Annotated in this window: 16 protein-coding genes; 11 read left to right on the top strand and 5 right to left on the bottom strand. The window is 46.0% G+C overall.

Going from position 1 to position 18,074, the window contains the following annotated elements:
• Positions 1-34: 34 nt before the first annotated feature.
• The 11 genes from AAA952_RS19105 to AAA952_RS19155 all read left to right on the top strand — a co-directional run bounded on the left by AAA952_RS19105 (position 35) and on the right by AAA952_RS19155 (position 14,346).
• On the top strand, positions 35-598 hold the full coding sequence (locus tag AAA952_RS19105) for a sigma-70 family RNA polymerase sigma factor (protein ID WP_006085483.1): 564 nt from the start codon (positions 35-37) through the stop codon (positions 596-598).
• Positions 591-1,295 carry a DUF3379 domain-containing protein gene (locus AAA952_RS19110; RefSeq protein ID WP_338258872.1) on the top strand — a complete coding sequence of 235 codons (705 nt, stop codon included), beginning with the start codon at positions 591-593 and terminating at the stop codon, positions 1,293-1,295. Before AAA952_RS19105 ends, AAA952_RS19110 begins: the two co-directional genes overlap by 8 nt.
• A 157-nt stretch (positions 1,296-1,452) precedes the next feature.
• Positions 1,453-2,904 (top strand): sodium/proline symporter PutP, encoded by a 1,452-nt coding sequence (gene putP, locus AAA952_RS19115; protein ID WP_105253092.1) that lies wholly within the window; start codon positions 1,453-1,455, stop codon positions 2,902-2,904.
• Between the two features lie 353 nt (positions 2,905-3,257).
• On the top strand, positions 3,258-4,562 hold the full coding sequence (locus AAA952_RS19120; protein WP_131525288.1) for an outer membrane protein transport protein: 1,305 nt from the start codon (positions 3,258-3,260) through the stop codon (positions 4,560-4,562).
• A 103-nt stretch (positions 4,563-4,665) separates the two neighbouring features.
• Positions 4,666-5,052 carry a VOC family protein gene (locus AAA952_RS19125; RefSeq protein WP_028761061.1) on the top strand — a complete coding sequence of 129 codons (387 nt, stop codon included), beginning with the start codon at positions 4,666-4,668 and terminating at the stop codon, positions 5,050-5,052.
• Between the two features lie 143 nt (positions 5,053-5,195).
• On the top strand, positions 5,196-5,912 hold the full coding sequence (locus AAA952_RS19130; RefSeq protein WP_263236913.1) for an SIMPL domain-containing protein: 717 nt from the start codon (positions 5,196-5,198) through the stop codon (positions 5,910-5,912).
• 176 nt (positions 5,913-6,088) lie between these two features.
• Complete coding sequence (locus AAA952_RS19135; RefSeq protein WP_338258877.1) at positions 6,089-7,102, top strand: efflux RND transporter periplasmic adaptor subunit; 1,014 nt, start codon at positions 6,089-6,091, stop codon at positions 7,100-7,102.
• A 35-nt stretch (positions 7,103-7,137) separates the two neighbouring features.
• Positions 7,138-10,368 (top strand): efflux RND transporter permease subunit, encoded by a 3,231-nt coding sequence (locus AAA952_RS19140; RefSeq protein ID WP_338258879.1) that lies wholly within the window; start codon positions 7,138-7,140, stop codon positions 10,366-10,368.
• Between the two features lie 61 nt (positions 10,369-10,429).
• A complete protein-coding gene (locus AAA952_RS19145; protein ID WP_006082265.1) occupies positions 10,430-10,642 on the top strand; it encodes a YgaP family membrane protein in 213 nt (70 codons plus the stop codon).
• Between the two features lie 109 nt (positions 10,643-10,751).
• Positions 10,752-11,168 (top strand): rhodanese-like domain-containing protein, encoded by a 417-nt coding sequence (locus tag AAA952_RS19150; protein ID WP_263166686.1) that lies wholly within the window; start codon positions 10,752-10,754, stop codon positions 11,166-11,168.
• A 721-nt stretch (positions 11,169-11,889) separates the two neighbouring features.
• The gene (locus tag AAA952_RS19155) at positions 11,890-14,346 is read left to right on the top strand and encodes a S8 family serine peptidase (RefSeq protein ID WP_263202329.1); all 2,457 of its coding nucleotides are present in this window, start codon (positions 11,890-11,892) and stop codon (positions 14,344-14,346) included.
• An 83-nt stretch (positions 14,347-14,429) separates the two neighbouring features.
• Here the strand turns inward: AAA952_RS19155 and AAA952_RS19160 are convergent, their stop codons facing one another.
• From AAA952_RS19160 to secF, 5 genes are all read right to left on the bottom strand, one after another.
• Complete coding sequence (locus AAA952_RS19160) at positions 14,430-14,975, bottom strand: YaeQ family protein (protein WP_113941666.1); 546 nt, start codon at positions 14,973-14,975, stop codon at positions 14,430-14,432.
• 176 nt (positions 14,976-15,151) lie between these two features.
• Positions 15,152-16,063 (bottom strand): precorrin-2 dehydrogenase/sirohydrochlorin ferrochelatase family protein, encoded by a 912-nt coding sequence (locus AAA952_RS19165; protein ID WP_338258881.1) that lies wholly within the window; start codon positions 16,061-16,063, stop codon positions 15,152-15,154.
• A gap of 19 nt (positions 16,064-16,082) precedes the next feature.
• Positions 16,083-16,442 (bottom strand): rhodanese-like domain-containing protein, encoded by a 360-nt coding sequence (locus AAA952_RS19170; RefSeq protein ID WP_338258883.1) that lies wholly within the window; start codon positions 16,440-16,442, stop codon positions 16,083-16,085.
• Between the two features lie 128 nt (positions 16,443-16,570).
• Complete coding sequence (locus AAA952_RS19175; protein WP_028761071.1) at positions 16,571-16,888, bottom strand: putative signal transducing protein; 318 nt, start codon at positions 16,886-16,888, stop codon at positions 16,571-16,573.
• A gap of 234 nt (positions 16,889-17,122) precedes the next feature.
• Positions 17,123-18,070, bottom strand: a complete 948-nt coding sequence (gene secF, locus AAA952_RS19180) for a protein translocase subunit SecF (protein ID WP_113941669.1) — start codon at positions 18,068-18,070, stop codon at positions 17,123-17,125.
• Positions 18,071-18,074: the final 4 nt, after the last annotated feature.

Genomic DNA, 18,074 nt, shown 5'->3' on the forward strand with positions numbered 1-18,074 from the left:
CTAAATATTCAGACAAAAAGCCTAAAGATAAAAAATGTTTGCTAACTGGCGCAAGAAATCCGTCGAGCCCGCGGTCTCTTCTGACATGCTAAGCAAACAACGACGATACAACAGCCTAGTCAAGGCGCTACATGCAGACATTTTCCGCTACGCCTATTGGTTATGCGGCGATAAGCACGTGGCTGAAGACATTACCCAAGAAACCTTCTTGCGGGCGTGGCGCTCTTTGGATTCCCTCAAGGATGATAAAGCGGCGAAAGCTTGGCTGATCACGATTCTTAGGCGTGAAAATGCGCGGCGTTTCGAGCGTAAACAGTTCGATTATTCCGACGTTGAGCAAGATACCTTAGAGGACAATATCTCCAATAGCAGTGAAGAGCAGACCGAGCAATATCTGATCCGTCGACAAATTGGCAAGCTGGATATCGAATACCGCGAACCACTCTTACTCCAGCTCATTGGTGGCTTTAGCGGCGATGAAATCGCCGAGCTGATGGAGCTCAATCGCAACACCGTAATGACGCGTTTATTTCGGGCGAGGAGCCAATTGAAAGAATTACTTGAGAAGAATGATGTGAGAGGTCAATCCAATGGATGAGCTTAAATTTAGACGTCAAGCTTATGAAGATCCTCATAATCAAGATGCTGACTTTCTGGCGCAGATCAATTCAAAGCCAGAAAACCAAGCCCTAATTAATGAGCTTAAAAACCTTGATGCCAAACTGAGCAACGCATTGAAAGTGGATGTGGCGGAGGATCTCGCCGACAAACTCATTTTGCGTCAGCAGTTACAACAGCACCATAAACAGCGCCGGCAAACGTTTTTTTTAGTGGCCATGGCAGCCTCGGTCGCGTTTGTGGTAGGGATCAGCTTCAGCCTATTACGCTTAGGGCCTATTGATTTGGCTGAACATGCACTGGCCCATGTCTACCATGAAGATATTGCCTTGCATGTCGATCAAAATGTCAATTTTAGTCAAGTCAATGCCCAGCTTGCGTCGATAAAAGACTTTGGCAATGCCAAATTTACCCAACAACCAGGCAAAGTGTATTACACCTCTTATTGCGATTTTCAAGGGGTAAAAAGCCTGCACTTAGTACTTCAGGGCGAACAAAGTAAGGTGACACTCTTTATCGTGCCACTCGAGAAACGTATGGTGTTGGATAAAACCTTCGCCGACGGTAAATATCAAGGAATGGGCTTTGAAACGCCCGATGCATTTATTTTGCTCATAGGTGAGGATCAAGCTGACCTTAGCTATATAAAAGACGAAATCAAGAATATATTTATTTAAGCTATTGTTATAAATTGCATTTAAAAATCAATCTCCGATATTTTCATGTTATCGGAGGTTAGATTTCAATCACACTTACATCTGCTAATGGGCGCACGTTCAAACATCTGGTAGCATGCTTGCCACTTTTAATAATAAAAAGATGGGAAAAGGCAAGATGACGATTGAAACCCCGATTTTAATCACATTTGTTGGTTACTTAGTATTGATGATGGGCATAGGTTTTTGGGCTTACCGTGCTACCGATACTGTTGATGATTATATTTTAGGTGGCCGCAAAATGGGCCCCGCAGTGACCGCACTCAGCGTGGGTGCATCTGACATGTCAGGTTGGCTGTTACTGGGGTTACCCGGCGCAGTTTACTTAAGCGGCTTAGGTGCAGCCTGGATTGGCGTAGGATTAATTATTGGTGCTTGGCTAAACTGGTTATTTGTTGCCAAGCGATTGCGCATTTATACCCAACTCGCCGATAACGCCCTCACTTTACCGGATTTTTTCGAGAAACGTTTCCACGATACCCAAGGCTATCTCAAGCTCGTTTCCGCAATCACTATTCTGGTGTTTTTTACTTTCTATGCCTCCTCAGGCATGGTCGGTGGCGCGATTTTGTTTGAGAAAGTCTTTGGGCTTGATTACACCGCAGCCCTCGTGATTGGCTCGGCAATCATAGTCGGTTACACCTTTATTGGCGGTTTCTTTGCCGTGTGTTGGACTGACTTTTTCCAAGGCAGTTTAATGCTCATCGCCCTATTGATTGTCCCTTTTGCCGTTTTCGCTCACCCCGAAAGCCATGCAGGTATTGAAACGATTGATCCCGCAATGTTGGCATTGGTCAATGACAAAACCACTGCCATCGGCATGTTATCTTTGCTCGCATGGGGCCTAGGTTATTTTGGTCAGCCACATATTTTGTCGCGTTTTATGGCGATAGGCAGTGCCGATGCCCTGCCCTTGTCACGCCGTATAGCCATGAGCTGGATGGTGTTATCTCTCATTGGCGCGTTAGCCACAGGTATCGCAGGCTCGCTCTATTTCGCCAAAGAGCCATTAGCCAATTCTGAAACAGTGTTTATCCATTTAGCTCAAGCAGCGTTTAACCCATGGATTGGTGGGCTATTAATCGCCGCTATTTTATCGGCAATCATGAGTACTATCGACTCGCAACTCTTAGTCTGCTCAAGTGTCATCACCGAGGATTTCTACCGTAAATGGTTGCGCCCAAAGGCCGATGATCGCGAGCTAATGATGGTAGGTCGTTTAGGCGTTCTCGCTATCGCTGTAATTGCAGGTGTGATTGCCCTCAATCCTGAAAGTAGCGTACTCAGTTTAGTGAGTTATGCTTGGGCAGGCTTTGGTGCGGCCTTTGGTCCCGTAGTCTTGTTATCCCTGTTTTGGAAGCAATATAGCCGTAATGGCGCTATCGCCACTATTATTGTCGGCGCATTGACTGTGGTGATTTGGAAACAACTCACTGGTGGCATTTTTGAAGTATATGAAATCCTTCCTGGGTTTATATTCGCGACTATTGCGGGTATTTTAGTCAGTAAATTCTCTGCTCCAAGTGAAAAAGTAACGACAGAGTTCGAACAATTTAAGTCTGCACTCTAATCTAGATATGCTTCCATATGTTTAAAAGCGCACAAGTGTGCGCTTTTTACATTTTGTATCCTTTTAAATACCCTACACACCATTACAAACCGTTAACTTCAATTGAAACCCATAGCAGCACCCAAAGCCCTTCATATCAAGCATCTGGCCAGACCATTCAAGCATACTAAAGTATCACTCTTGTTTTAAAGACTTTTAATTAACTGAAAATTAACATATTTCACCTCTGGTCGGACTTGTTGAGGGTACATTGAATCCATAAGATGCCGGAGACTAATAAATGGATTTAAATACTTTCGGCGGACTAGGACCGAATAAAAATCCAATACTTATAAAAAATAGAGAGAATAATAATGAAAACATTCAACAAGACACTCATTGCCGTTTCTGTGGCATTAGCAAGCACACAAACCTTAGCCGCAGGCTTCCAATTGAACAGCCAATCTGCAACAGGTATTGGCCGTGCATTCTCCGGTGATGCTGTTATCGCCGATAATGCCTCTGTTTTATCTCGTAACCCAGCAGCTATGGCTTTATTTGATGAGAAAGCCCTCTCATTCGGCGTAACCTATGCCGATATCAGCGTTACTGTTAAAGACGTTGAAAAAGCTGGCACGCCAATTAGCTTTGGCAGCGAACACGATGCTGCCGACAGTAAAGTGATCCCAAACTTTTACTACATTCAACCGCTAAACGATCAATGGGCTTTTGGTCTAGCCGCATTCAGTAACTTTGGTACAGGCACAGATACCACCGCATTAGCAAATAATGCCGTCACAATCCCAGGCATGGGTACAGTACCTGCACCAGTGGATTTACTCGGTAATACCGAAGTCGTCACCATGAACTTCAATGCGAGCTTATCCTATCGTTTCAACGATCAATTTAGCGTCGGTGCAGGTCTCGATTTAATCTATGGTCAAGGTAAACTGAGCCGAGAAGGTAACTTACCTATCGGTCCTAACGGCGCTATGGTTAATGCTAATCTAGTCGATGTTGATGCTGATGGTTTTGCCGTAGGCGGAATTATTGGTGCTGTGTATGAGTTCAATAAAGACAACCGCATTGGTGCCAGCTACCGCCTGAGCCCAGATTTCAAAGCGACTGGCGATATCAACACTCTGAATACTCAATTAGGTAAAGTGGTTTCCTTTGATGAAATCAATATCCCATTACCGGATATTTTCCAAGTTGCGGGTTTCCATCAGTTAACAGAGAAATTTGCTATTCACTACACTGCCCAGTTATCAACTTGGGGTGACTTTGATCAGATCACATTGACTGATGGCACTGTAGGTGGCACACCAGTCGTTAGCAGCGCGCCATTAAAACAATACGTATGGGATGATTCTTGGTTATTCAGCGTAGGTGGTACTTATACGATTAATGATAAGTGGACTGCCCGTGCAGGTTACATGCATGACCAAGGTGTTGTGAATGATATCAGCTCAATTTCAATCCCTGATTCGAACCGTAATTGGTTTACTGCAGGTTTAAGCTATAACCTGAGCACTCATTCAACTGTGGATATGGGTCTTGCCTTCGTTCGCGGTGAAGATACTGAAGTATTAGAACACAGCGCAATCATTGGCGACGTGATTGCCCATACTCGCTCTGATGCTGTGTACTACTCAGTTCAATACAGCTACCAGTTCTAAGATAAATTCCTAACACCAAAAGCCGCATTTTTTGCGGCTTTTTTGTATCTTAAGCATTTATTGCCTAAAGTTAATTCATACTCCTGTAAACGCAGCTACGGCTATGGCTAAAGTCATTGGACTCGGTGGAATTTTCTTTAAAAGTGTCGATCCCGTTGCCTTGGCAACTTGGTACAAAACCCATCTTCAAGTCCCCATTGAAAACTGGGGCGGCGCCGCATTTTATCACACAGATAAATCAACTCTTGGCTACCATGTTTGGACCCCTTTCGCCCATAGCACGGACTATTTCGCCCCCTCAGATAAAGGGTTTATGTTCAACTTTGTCGTTGACGATCTAGAGCAAGCCCTCGTACAAGTAGAGCAAGGTGGCGGTCAACCGATTGGTGGTATTGAAGATTCAGAATTTGGCCGCTTTGGCTGGTTTATTGACCCTGATGGCAATAAAGTCGAATTATGGCAGCCAAGCGCGATTCCTCCTGAAAAATAAATGCTTTAAACAGATATTTCCAAACTCATCTCTCAACATAATCTCCCCTGCCTTAAGCGGCATCTATTCCGAATAAACCCAGTGCATGACTGAGGTTTATTCGGTATCGTAGACTGAGTTCATCTAATCAAGAGATTCTTTTTATGGAAAAAAATAACATCCTTCCTGCCCTGCTGTTAGGTGGTTTCCTTTGCGCGGGGCTTGTTTATGTAGGCCAGACAGCAAGCTCAGCACTATTGCAAATGAAAGCCATGGAACGCACTGTCACGGTAAAGGGCTTAGCGGAAAAAGAAGTCAAAGCCAATGTGGCAATTTGGCCAATCAATTTCACTGAGGTCGATAACAATCTGCCTAAACTCTACGAGACGGTTCAGCAAAAAACCGATCGTGTTGTGGCGTTTTTAAAGGAACAAGGCTTTAGCGACAGCGAAATTACTGTCTCTTTGCCTTCAATTGAAGATCGCCAAGCCCAAGGTTATGTCGATCCTAACGTCAGATACCGTTACTCGGCAAAAGTGAACCTATCGGTTTATACCCCACAAATTGATCTCATGCTGAACACCCGTAAGCAAATGATTAACTTAGTAAAAGAAGGTATAGCGATCGCTAGCCAAGATTATGATAATCGCACTGAGTTTCTGTTTACCGATCTCAACTCAGTCAAACCTGTCATGGTGCAAGAAGCGACTCAAAATGCCCGCGAAGTGGCTGAAAAATTTGCTAAGGATTCGGATTCTCGCCTCGGAAAAATTAAAAGTGCGAGTCAAGGCCAGTTCACTATTTCTGACCGCGACAGCAGCACGCCTTACATTAAACAAATTCGCATCGTTTCCACACTAACCTATTATTTAAATGACTAAATTTTAGGCTTAATTTGAAGCTCTGAAGCACGAGGAATAAGGCGCTATAGGCCTTATTCCTTATTCCTAAATTAGGTAAAAACACTACATTAAATTTTTCTAATAAATATTGATTGCCTATTGAAAACAACTCCATTAGAATTTTCTCATAAATTACATCTGGGGTGATATAAGTTATGACATCAATTTCTCGTGCTTTTTTCTTACTGCTGGCACTTTCCAGTACTCAAGCTCAGGCTGCCTCAGTCGAAACCATCGAAGTCTTAAATAAACCCTATCCGAATTGGGTCACCTTAGACGCCACCATTGAAGCAGTAAAAGCAGCGACGGTATCGGCGCAAACCTCTGGTCGTATTGTTAAACTCAACTACGATGTTAACGATGTCGTCCCCGAAGGAGCCGCCCTACTAGAAATAACCAGTAAAGAGCAAGGCGCTGAACTGGCAAGCTTTGAGGCTGATCTAGCCAAAGCGAAGGCTTTAAATGTCGAAGCTCAGGCACAATACAAACGTTATAAAGAGCTATTTCCCCAAGGCGCGATTTCTAAGGGCGCGATGGATGAAGCCACCGCCAATGCTAAAGCAACAGAACAAGCCGTCAGTGCAGCACAAGCCCGTGTCATCAAAGCCAACGAATCCCTAAAATACACTGTCGTTTCAGCGCCTTTTAGTGGCATAGTCACTGAGCGTTTTGTCGAACTTGGCGAAACCGTAAGCCCAGGACAAGCACTACTTTCAGGGTTTTCCGCGAGTCAAATGCGCGCCATTACCCAAGTGCCACAGCGTTACATTAACCAACTTAAAAATTCCCCCGAATTTCTCGTCCGTTTAAGTGATGGGCGCGAGTTCACCTCAACCGACCTCACGATTTTCAGTTTCGCCGATCCTGTCAGCCACAGTTATCAAGTGCGCATTAATCTGCCAGAAAATGAAGCCAATCTTCAACCCGGTACTTGGGCAAAGGCTTCCTTTAAAAATGGCGAGCGAGAAAAAATCCAATTGCCCACCTCAGCGTTACTCACAATGAACGAACTGAGCAGCGTTTACCTTAAAAAAGGCGAAGAATTTGTACTCACCCAAGTCCGTGTCGCTAGTCCCATAGATGGCGAGGTCGAAGTGCTGGCGGGCCTTAAGTCGGATGACAAGGTTGCCCTTGATGCCTACCAAGTGTTGCTCAGCAAAAAGCAATAAATTCCCAGCGACTTAAGCTTTGTCGAGGTTGTTTTATGAAACATGCTCCAGTACCACAAACCACACTTGGGATTTCCGGACGAATTGCCGCCGCCTTCCAAAATAGCGCCATCACGCCGCTATTAGCGCTTCTCGGGCTCTTACTTGGCTTATTCGCCATTTTGGTGACACCAAAAGAAGAAGAGCCACAAATTGATGTCACCTTTGCCGACGTGTTTATTCCTTTTCCCGGTGCGACACCCACTGAAGTTGAAAACTTAGTCACCTTGCCTGCGGAACAAGTGATCTCTGAAATCAAAGGTATAGATACCCTGTATTCGTTCTCCCAACCCGATGGCGCGCTGATCATCGTCATATTTAAGGTCGGCGTCGCGCGCAATGATGCCATCGTCAGCCTGTACAACCAGATTTATTCTAATATGGATAAATTGCCAAGGGGCGCTGGCGTGGGCGATCCGCTGATCAAACCCCGCGGCATCGATGATGTGCCCATTGTCAGTTTGACCTTGTGGTCCAAGGACAGACAAGTCTCTGCCGAGCAGCTAACCCATGTCGCCCTTGGGTTAGAGACCGAAATTAAGCGCATTCCCGGTACCCGCGAAATCTATACCGTTGGCCAGCACGATATGGTGGCCAACATACGTATCGATCCCGCAAAGATGAACAGCTTTAATCTGACCTACGACAAGTTAAGACAGAGTCTAAATGACAATAATATGGTCTCTATGCCTGCATCCTTAGTGCAAGGTAATCAAGAGATTAAAGTTCAGGCTGGGCAATTTTTACAATCCATAGACGATCTCAAACAATTAGTTGTCAGTGTCTATCAGGATAAACAAGGCAAGCATATTCCGATTTATTTGGCGGATATTGCCGAAATCAGCTTGAAGAGTGACATCCCTAAACAGAGCGTTTGGCACGCAGATAAAACCGATATTTATCCCGCCGTCACTATCGCAATTGGTAAACAAGCGGGCCAGAATGCCGTCGATATCGCCGACAGTGTGATTGAGCGGATAGCTAAAGTCGACAATGTGTTGATCCCGGCAAATGTCGAAGTCACAGTGTCACGTAACTATGGCGAAACCGCGGCGGATAAATCTAACACCCTTATTTTAAAACTGATTTTTGCCACCAGCGCCGTAGTCGTACTGGTCTTTTTAACCATGGGTGCCCGCGAATCCTTAGTCGTGGGTGTAGCCATTATTATCACGTTAGCGATCACCCTTTTCGCCTCTTGGGTGTGGGGATTTACCTTAAACCGCGTGTCCTTGTTCGCCTTGATTTTCTCCATCGGCATCTTAGTCGACGATGCTATCGTCGTGGTCGAAAACATCCACCGGCATATGGCGCTCGGCAAAAAGTCCTTTAGTGAGCTTATCCCAGTGGCGGTCGATGAAGTCGGTGGCCCGACGATTCTGGCGACATTTACTGTTATCGCAGCCTTGCTGCCGATGGCTTTTGTCTCGGGCTTAATGGGGCCTTACATGAGCCCAATCCCCATCAACGCCAGTATGGGCATGTTAATTTCCCTCGTAGTGGCATTTGTGGTCACTCCTTGGCTCAGTCGTAAACTGCTGAAACACAATGACAAGCACGATACTGCCCAAGCCTCGCACGAGGATGAAGCAGAAACTAAGATGGTGCGCCTCTTCACCCACTTAATTGGCCCTTTCCTGCTGGGTAAAAATGCCCGTAAGGCAAGACTGGGACTGGCTGCCGGCGTATTTGTGTTAATCGGCATAGCGGTCGCACTCCCCGTTGGTCAGCTCGTGGTACTGAAAATGCTGCCCTTCGATAACAAGTCCGAGTTTCAAGTGATGGTAGACATGCCAGAAGGCACTCCTGTAGAGCAAACCCAAAGAGTGCTACAGGATTTGAGTCGCTACCTAACAACCGTCCCTGAAGTCGAGCATCTGCAGTTATATGCGGGTACTAACGCGCCAATGAACTTTAACGGCTTAGTGCGTCACTACTTCCTGCGTCACAGCCAAGAACTTGGCGACATTCAAGTGAACCTAGTCGATAAGAAACACCGCAAGCGCGACAGCCATAGCATAGCGGTATCGGTGCGTGACGAACTGCAGCAAATTGGCGAGCAATATCAAGCCAATATCAAAGTGGTTGAAGTGCCACCTGGGCCGCCAGTATGGTCGCCGCTGGTTGCTGAAGTGTATGGCCCAAGCCCCGCAATCCGCGAGCAAGCCGCTTACGAGATGCAGGCGCTGTTCCATGAAACCAAAGATGTGGTCGATATCGATATTTTCTTGCCCGCCTCCCAGCAAAAATGGCAGGTGATGATCGACCGCAGTAAAGCCAGCCTGATGGCCGTGCCCTACAGCAATATTGTCGACTTGATTGCCACCTCCGTTGGCGGCAAAGATGTGAGTTATTTACATCAAGCCCAGCAAAAACAACCGATACCGATCCGCCTACAATTAAACGAAGGCGCGAAAGTCGATTTAGAGCAAGTACTGAATATGAAGTTACTGAGCCAAACGGGGCAATCTGTGCCAGTCTCTGAGCTGGTAACCATCAAACGCGGCAAAATCGATGCACCGATTATCCATAAGAATATGATCCCTATGATCATGGTCGTCGCCGATATGTCGGGACCACTGGACAGCCCGCTCTACGGCATGTTCGATATGGCGGGCAAAATCGATGGCGCCGATGGCTTAGGGTTTGATCAGCATTATATTCACCAACCCACAGGGTTAGACTCAGTCGCCGTGCTCTGGGATGGCGAATGGAAGATCACCTACGAAACCTTTAGAGACATGGGTATCGCCTATGCGGTCGGTATGATTGCGATTTATTTATTGGTGGTCGCGCAGTTTAGATCGTATCTGGTGCCGCTTATCATCATGGCGCCAATTCCACTGACTGTGATTGGCGTAATGCCTGGACATGCCCTGCTCGGAGCGCAATTCACCGCGACGTCCATGATAGGCATGATAGCGCTGGCGGGGATTATTGTGCGTAACTCGATATTATTGGTCGATTTTATTAATCAAGAAACCGCATCCGGCGTGCCCTTTGAGCGGGCAGTGATCCACTCTGGCGCCGTGCGAGCTAAACCTATCATGCTGACTGCATTTGCAGCCATGATAGGGGCATTGTTTATTCTTGATGATCCGATTTTCAATGGCTTAGCGATCAGTCTGATCTTTGGTATTTTTATCTCGACCATACTGACCTTAGTTGTCATCCCTGTGCTGTACTACACGGCCATGAAAAACCGTATGAATACTGTTCAGATATAAACACAAACACAAAATTAACCACAACAAAGGCCATCACCAAGATGGCTTCAAGGAGTAAGGTATGTCATTAGAACGCAGTATTATGGCTTTTGCCGGATTTATGGTGTTACTGTCACTGGTGTTAACCGCCTATGTGCACCACAACTTTCTTTGGTTAACCGCATTTGTTGGCGCTAACCTATTCCAAAGTGCTTTTACCGGTTTTTGTCCTGCCGCCATGGTTTTACGAAAATTGGGTGTAAAATCAGAGGCTGAAATTGCTAAACAAAGCTAAGCCACATACAGTCACTGCTTAAGAGTTAAAATAAGAGATAAGAGTTAGGTGAGCAAGTACACGCTTGGCCTAATACAAGCGTGCCAAAAAGCCATCAAGGAGAGATAAAGTGACCCACAACCTCGTAACCCGTGGCCAAAGCCTAATGCGCTTAGCCCTATTAAGCCTGCAATCACTGGTACTCATGCCACTGCTGCTAATGCCCATGATAGCCAGCGCCGCCGACCAAGATCCTGCAATCGCATGGGATAAAATTGCCGCAGGCGCTATGGTGCTCGATGTCAGAACGCCTGAGGAGTTTGCCGAAGGTCATCTAGCCAATGCGGTCAATATTCCCTTTGAGCAAGTGACAGAGGAGTTTGCTAAGCGTGGCATCGCCAAAGATGCTCCCGTCATCTTGTATTGCCGTAGCGGTCGTCGTAGCAGTATTGCGACCGAAGCCTTAGTCGCTGCCGGATACACCCAAACCTATAATGGTGGCGGTTACTCCACCTTAGTTGAGGCGCAAAAAACACCCGCTAAGTAATTTACTACCATCGAATTGGCTCTAGTGTGGGGAAGTAAGGATAAATCACTCAAATACTGTCACCTAACTCTAGTCATTCAAGGTTTAACGACTAAAAGCGCCCTAGGGCGCTTTTTTATTGTCTAAATAAAATATCGAAATTAAGCAGGGGGTGGATTAATAGGTTCTTACCAGATTCATTGTGGACGAAAGAACACAGGATTTTTTAGTAGTTCTATAAAATAAGTAACACCCGTATTCCCAAAAGCCTAAGTAAAGTCAATCAATTGGCAACTGCCACCCTATTGACAGTCTTTTGCAACAATTTCGCATAATCAATCACTTGAGAAAATCTTATCATTATGATGAAAACTTAAAGTTTGTTTTTGTTATTTTTAATTACAAAAAAATATATATATAAATTTCAATGCATTGATAACGGTAAAATCAATCAAAAGCCCTCATATGAAGTCGTAAATTCGTATTCACTTATTCACGTTTATCACATAAAAAAACAAATATTTTAATAAAATTTGGTTACAAATCGTTACAACTTGAATTTATATGCACTATAAATGCCTATTAAATCTAAATACTTACCAACCGCCATACCGTTAACAATTGATTTACAAATTACGTGGTCGCAGATAAATTCACTAACCGAGTAGCATCTGAGTCGTAGTTATTCTTATGAAACATAAAATAATAATGATTAACACTAAATTGACCATGGAAGAAGAACATGACAATCAACAGAACCACTAAAATAGCGTTAAGCCTTTCAAGCTTAGCTATTGCGATCTCAGCCGGTGTACAAGCAGCACCACAAGCCCCAGGTTTTGCCGCAGCATTACAAGCACAAACCTCCCCACTGCCAAAGCGTTACATTGTGAAGTTTAAAAACACTGATGCCGCGGCCATCATGTCAGCCAATAGTGTGCAATCAACGAGTGATCTGCAGTCACTCAATGACGCGACAACAGATACGCTACCAACCACAATGAATTATCAGCCACAAATGGCTGAAATCAGTGCCCAACATACCGCATTAAATAAAGTACAAGCGAAGGAAATGAAGCGTATCGGCCGCAGTAACAGTTACTCGGTGAAACTCGATGCCAAAGGGATCAATGCCTTAAAAACCCGTGCTGATGTGGAATATGTCGAAGAAGATATGCCACGCCGCTTTCTAAGTGAAAGTACGCCTTGGGGCCAAACTTTTGTAGGAGCAACCCAGCTAAGCGACAGCCAAGCTGGCAACCGCACTATTTGTATTATCGACTCAGGCTACGACCGTAGTCACAGCGACTTAGGTGGCAACAATGTCACAGGGACCAATAACTCAGGCACGGGTAACTGGTTTGAGCCGGGCAATAATAACGCCCACGGTACGCACGTTGCGGGGACGATTGCGGCGATTGCCAACAATGATGGCGTGATCGGCGTTATGCCAAATCAAAATGCCAATATTCATGTGATCAAAGTGTTTAATGAATCTGGCTGGGGCTACTCTTCATCCTTAGTCGCTGCCGTAGACACTTGCGTCACCAACGGCGCCAATGTTGTCACTATGAGTTTAGGTGGTTCAGGTTCTAGCACCACTGAGCGTAACGCTCTGGCTGCCCACTATAATAATGGTGTTCTCCTGATTGCTGCTGCGGGTAACGATGGGAATAGCACTCACAGCTACCCAGCATCCTACGATGGCGTCATGTCCGTCGCCTCTGTGGATAACCATAAAGACCACTCAGCATTCTCCCAATACACTAACCAAGTGGAAATATCAGGCCCTGGTGAAGCCGTTCTATCGACTGTTACCCGTGGCGAAGGCCGTTTAGCCGATATCACTATCGGCAGTCAGTCTTACTTTGACTCAGGTGTCGTGCCGCACAATCGCCTGATATCCTCTGGTGGCAGCTATGTCCCCGCACCATTTAACGGTACCAGCACTGCAACTTTGGCAGAATGTACCGTTAGCGGCACAAGCTTCAACTGCGGCAACATGACCAATAAGATTTGTTTAGTGGAACGTGTTGGTAATCAAGGCACTAGCTACCCTGAAATTAACGCAGCTAAAGCCTGTAAGAATGCGGGTGCCAGTGCGACGATTGTTTACAGTAACGCGGCATTACCCGGCTTACAAAACCCCTTCCTTGTCGATGCTAACAACGAAATCAATATGGTTTCTGTATCTGTTGATCGTGCAACAGGCTTAGCATTGCGCAATCAACTGGGCGCCACAGTCACTGTCAGCAACCAAGGCAATAAAGATTACGAGTACTACAACGGTACATCAATGGCGACACCGCATGTGTCAGGTGTTGCGACCTTAGTGTGGAGCTACCACCCAGAGTGTAGTGCGGCGCAAGTCCGTAACGCATTGAAAATGACAGCCGAAGATCTTGGGACTGCGGGTCGTGACAACTACTATGGCTATGGTTTAGTTAATGCAGTTGCAGCAAAAGCCTTCCTAGACGCATCTTGTACTGGTCCAACGGGTCCTGTCGATCCAACCGAACCGGGTGATAGTGTTCTCGTGAACGGTGTGGCGAAAACAGGTTTAGCAGGCGCAACAGGTGAAGAATTACATTTTTCATTTGAAGTTCCAGCAGGTGCAACTAACCTAGGCTTTGTGATGAACGGTGGCACAGGTGATGCGGACTTGTATGTGCAATATGGCGCAGCGCCAACCACCACTAATTACGATTGCCGTCCGTATAAAAGTGGCAATAGTGAGTCTTGTCCAATCACCAACGTACAATCAGGCACTTACTATGCCATGGTGAAAGGCGATTCGGCTTTCACTGGTGTGTCGTTAACGGCGAACTACACAGCGTCTAATGGCGGCGGTACACCAACGAGCTATACCAATACTGATAACTATAATATTCCTGATAACAAAGCGGCGGGGATCACTAGCCCAATCACGGTTACTCGCACAGGTGATTCAGGTACTGTGACTGCAGTCGTGAACATAGTCCACCCTTACATTGGTGACTTAAAAGTGCAGCTGATCAGCCCTTCAGGAAAAACGGTTACCCTGCATAACAACACAGGTCTTGGTGCAGACAATATCAACAAGAGCTATACCGCAGATATGACAGGTGCGAATTCGAACGGCGTATGGAAGTTAAAAGCCGTAGACAGTGGCCGTGGTGATGCTGGTTATATCGATAGCTGGGAACTGAGCTTCAAATAAATCAAAATCGATACTCTTACTGATACTTAAAAGTGATAAACGGAAAGAGCCTGCAATTGCAGGCTCTTTTTTTACAAAACATGTTATTCAATATCTTTGAGAATTTCAGGCTCAATCAACACGCTGGTTTCATTATCCGATAACCAAATTTGGCCTTCACTAATCGAAACTTGCAATGCCATATTACGCCCAACAAAGGCTTCCATCGCCGTGACGGACTCTTCGGCAATATTCCACACTTTTAAATTCTGATAACGCTCTAACGCCTGCTGATTCTGTTTCCACCAAATCGGTACACTGCGACCACCATAGGTAAAGAGCTGCACGACTTTGGCACGGCCGCTGGCCTTTCGCAGCCATTTTTCATCGGCCTGACCAAACTCAACCCACAGATCAATCTCACCGGATAGGGTTTTGTCCCATAGCTCTGGCTCGTCATCGACGCACAGACCTTTACTAAAACTTAAGGTTTCGCTGGCATTCACAATAAACGCGAGTAAACGCACCATCATGCGGCCATCGGTTTCGGAAGGATGCTGGGCAAGCGTCAATTGATGGTCTTGGTAATAATTCCGATCCATATCGGCTATCTGTAAATTGACTTTAAACACGGTCGCCTTGAGGGCCATAGTCATCCTAAATGCAGAGTGAAATCCTGAAACAGCGAAATTCTAAAATAAGGCTGCCGAGTCTACCTGAGACTCGGCATTAGCTCAAACGAACAATAGAATACGCCCATGAAATCGAACAAAACGTGCAATCGAACAGAAGGTTAAATCGAACCCAAGGCTGAATCGGTAAGAAATTAAATCGCACCGGGTCGCAGATGTTTAGCCATGGGGAAATGGGCTTTCAACAAGCTGATTTTTTGCGTATCCGCTACCAGTAGCATGCGCGTACCCAGCTCATACTGTTGACTCAATTCACTGAAAGCGGGTAAAAAACCGCGATCTGCGTCGCGGCGAACAAATTCAGTGAGTTCGACGCTCAAATCCCCTTGGCTGTATATCCAATCGAGGCGCTGTAATAATGGCATGGCGGCGAGCGGCAGTAAGTCCACAGACGTTGCATCATCCAACAAAAGGATTTCGCCGCGGCTGACTAAGTTATTAAACGCATTATGGTAATGCTCGGTGGTACGACTATCGAAACGGTCGCCATTGGTATCGAAAAAGCGCTCCCAAAATAAGCGGCGTTTCGAGGTTGAATCGAGTTTATCTTGTACTTCGACACGTCTATCGGCGACAAAATCGAATAACGGTTTGAGTGACTGCGGTAGGCTAGATTCTAAACGCGAGCGAATCGTGCGTGCAAATACCGGTGCAGCGCCCGCAGTGCTGATCGCGACCACTAAACGACCTCGATCCACAATAGAAGGAGTGATAAAGCGGCAAAAGGCGGGATTATCAACAGCATTAACCCAGATACCACGCGCAGTAGCTAAGGTCGCTAACTCGGCATTAAGACTGTCGTTTGCCGTAGCTAAATACACTAAATCATAATTTTGAATGTCGGCATGGACGACTTCACGCTGGGATAACAAAATGCGGCCAGTATCTGCATAACGTTGTACTTCAGGGTTCACCTCTGGCGCTACCACGTGGATATTAGCTTCAGTACGTGTCAGCAGTGCTAACTTACGGCTCGCCACATCGCCCGCGCCCACCAGTAGAACATTCAAATTAACCGTATCGACAAACAAGGGAAAATATTGCATTAGATGAGATCCTGAACGCTTAGTCCTGCACCACTTGTAGTTGACGCTGTACCCAACCCTTATAGCCACCAATCATAGAGGCAACGTGGGTGTATCCCATAAGTTGCAGATTATGGGCAGCCAAGGCGGAGCGCGCACCACCCGCGCAGTAGAGTAATATGGGTGTATTTTTATCGGGAAAACGCGCTTCAATATCACGCTCTAAAATACCCCGGCTTAAATGTTTCGCTTGGGGTAAATGATCTTGCAGCCACTCACGATCCTCACGCACATCAACAAGGTGCCAGCGATCATCGGCCTGATAAGCTTCGATTGTCACTTCGGTGATATTAGGCAGAATAGCATCAACAAGGGCGGAAAATGCATTGGGATGCTGCATCACTAACTCCTAGATAAGATATTGAATGACATGATGAATGTCAGCTTATCAGCAAAGTGTAATCTTCTCATCCTGCAGACGCAATCTTTCAGCCTCACCGCAAAGCTAAGAAGGTTGCCAGTGAAAGGCTAGTTGTGGCTTTCGCTGCGCTCTGAGCTACATTGCCAGCAAAGCTCAAAACTGCCTTCATTAGTCTCATGGCATTGCACACACTGCCATTGCGGACTTTCAACATCCAACGCATTCAATTGAACTTGTGCCGACGCGTATTGGGACTCACCTACCCATAACTCGACGTTTTGCATCCCAGTAGGGAGTTCACCAATGCCGCCTAATAACGCTTCACCTCTGAGTTCAACATGAATGCCACAGGCCTCCAATAAACCTTTCCATGTGTGGGCCTGCAATAAATTACCACCAGCAACTAACACTTTACGTTCTTCCATGCGACATCCTACGGCTACAACTCTCTAGAATATGGGTTGCCGACATCCTACTGCTAAATAGCCGAGGCTGTCGAGCGCTGATTTTTACATCAGTTGTTAAATAAATTAACATTCACTTTTTACAGCATAACTGACTATAACTTTGTGAGTTTGCTAGCAGAATGTCAGATACGCCTCAAAATTGATGCAAAAAAAAGCCACCTCATAGGTGGCTTTTTAACTCCAAATTAACCTTTAAGGCATCATAGGAGGTTGATCTGCGCCTTCTTTCTCAATCTCAACTGGCATCATGTGTTCACGATTGATACCCAGTTTAACGGCCAAGAAGCTCGCCACATAGATAGAGGAATAAGTACCCACAAAAATCCCCAACAGCAATGCAGTCGCAAAGCCATGGATCATAGTGCCGCCCTTAAGGAACAAGGCCACAACAGTCACCAAAGTCGTGCCCGTTGTAATAATGGTACGGCTCATAGTTTGAGTGATTGAAATGTTAACTATTTCTTCAGGATCGCTCTTACGCAGCTTAAGGAAGTTCTCACGGATACGGTCAAATACCACGATAGTATCGTTAAGTGAGTAACCCACCACCGTCAACAAGCCCGCCAATACGGTCAAGTCAAATTCCAATTGAAATAACGAAAACACCCCTAAGGTCACGATGACATCGTGCGCCAATGCCGCTACAGAACCAAACGCTAAGCGCCATTCGAAACGAAACGACACATAGATCATGATACAAATCAGCGCGACTAATACCGCCAATGCGCCTTGCTCTGCCAGTTCTTTACCCACTTGTGGGCCAACAAACTCAACACGCTTCTGCTGCACTTGTGGGTCAACTTTCTGCGCGGCTTCCATGACAGACTTAACCTGCACATCGCTCTTAACGCCTTCTTTCACCTGTAAACGTACAAGTACGTCACGGCTAGAACCGAAGTTTTGCACGATCGCACCTTCGGAATCTGGCGTCGTCAGTTGCACACGCAGCGCATTCAAATCAACCGGCTGAGTAAACTCCATTTCAACAACAGTACCGCCAGTGAAATCAAGACCCCAGTTAATACCGTTAGTCGCGAGTGATACCAGCGAGCCCAGCACTAACACTGCCGACATAACGCTAATAGGCAGTGCATGGCGGAGGAAGTTTACTGTATGTTTTAAGGATAAAACTTCAATCATTGTC

This window comes from Shewanella sp. M-Br (genome assembly GCF_036245925.1).
Classification (GTDB): Bacteria; Pseudomonadota; Gammaproteobacteria; order Enterobacterales; family Shewanellaceae; genus Shewanella; species Shewanella oncorhynchi.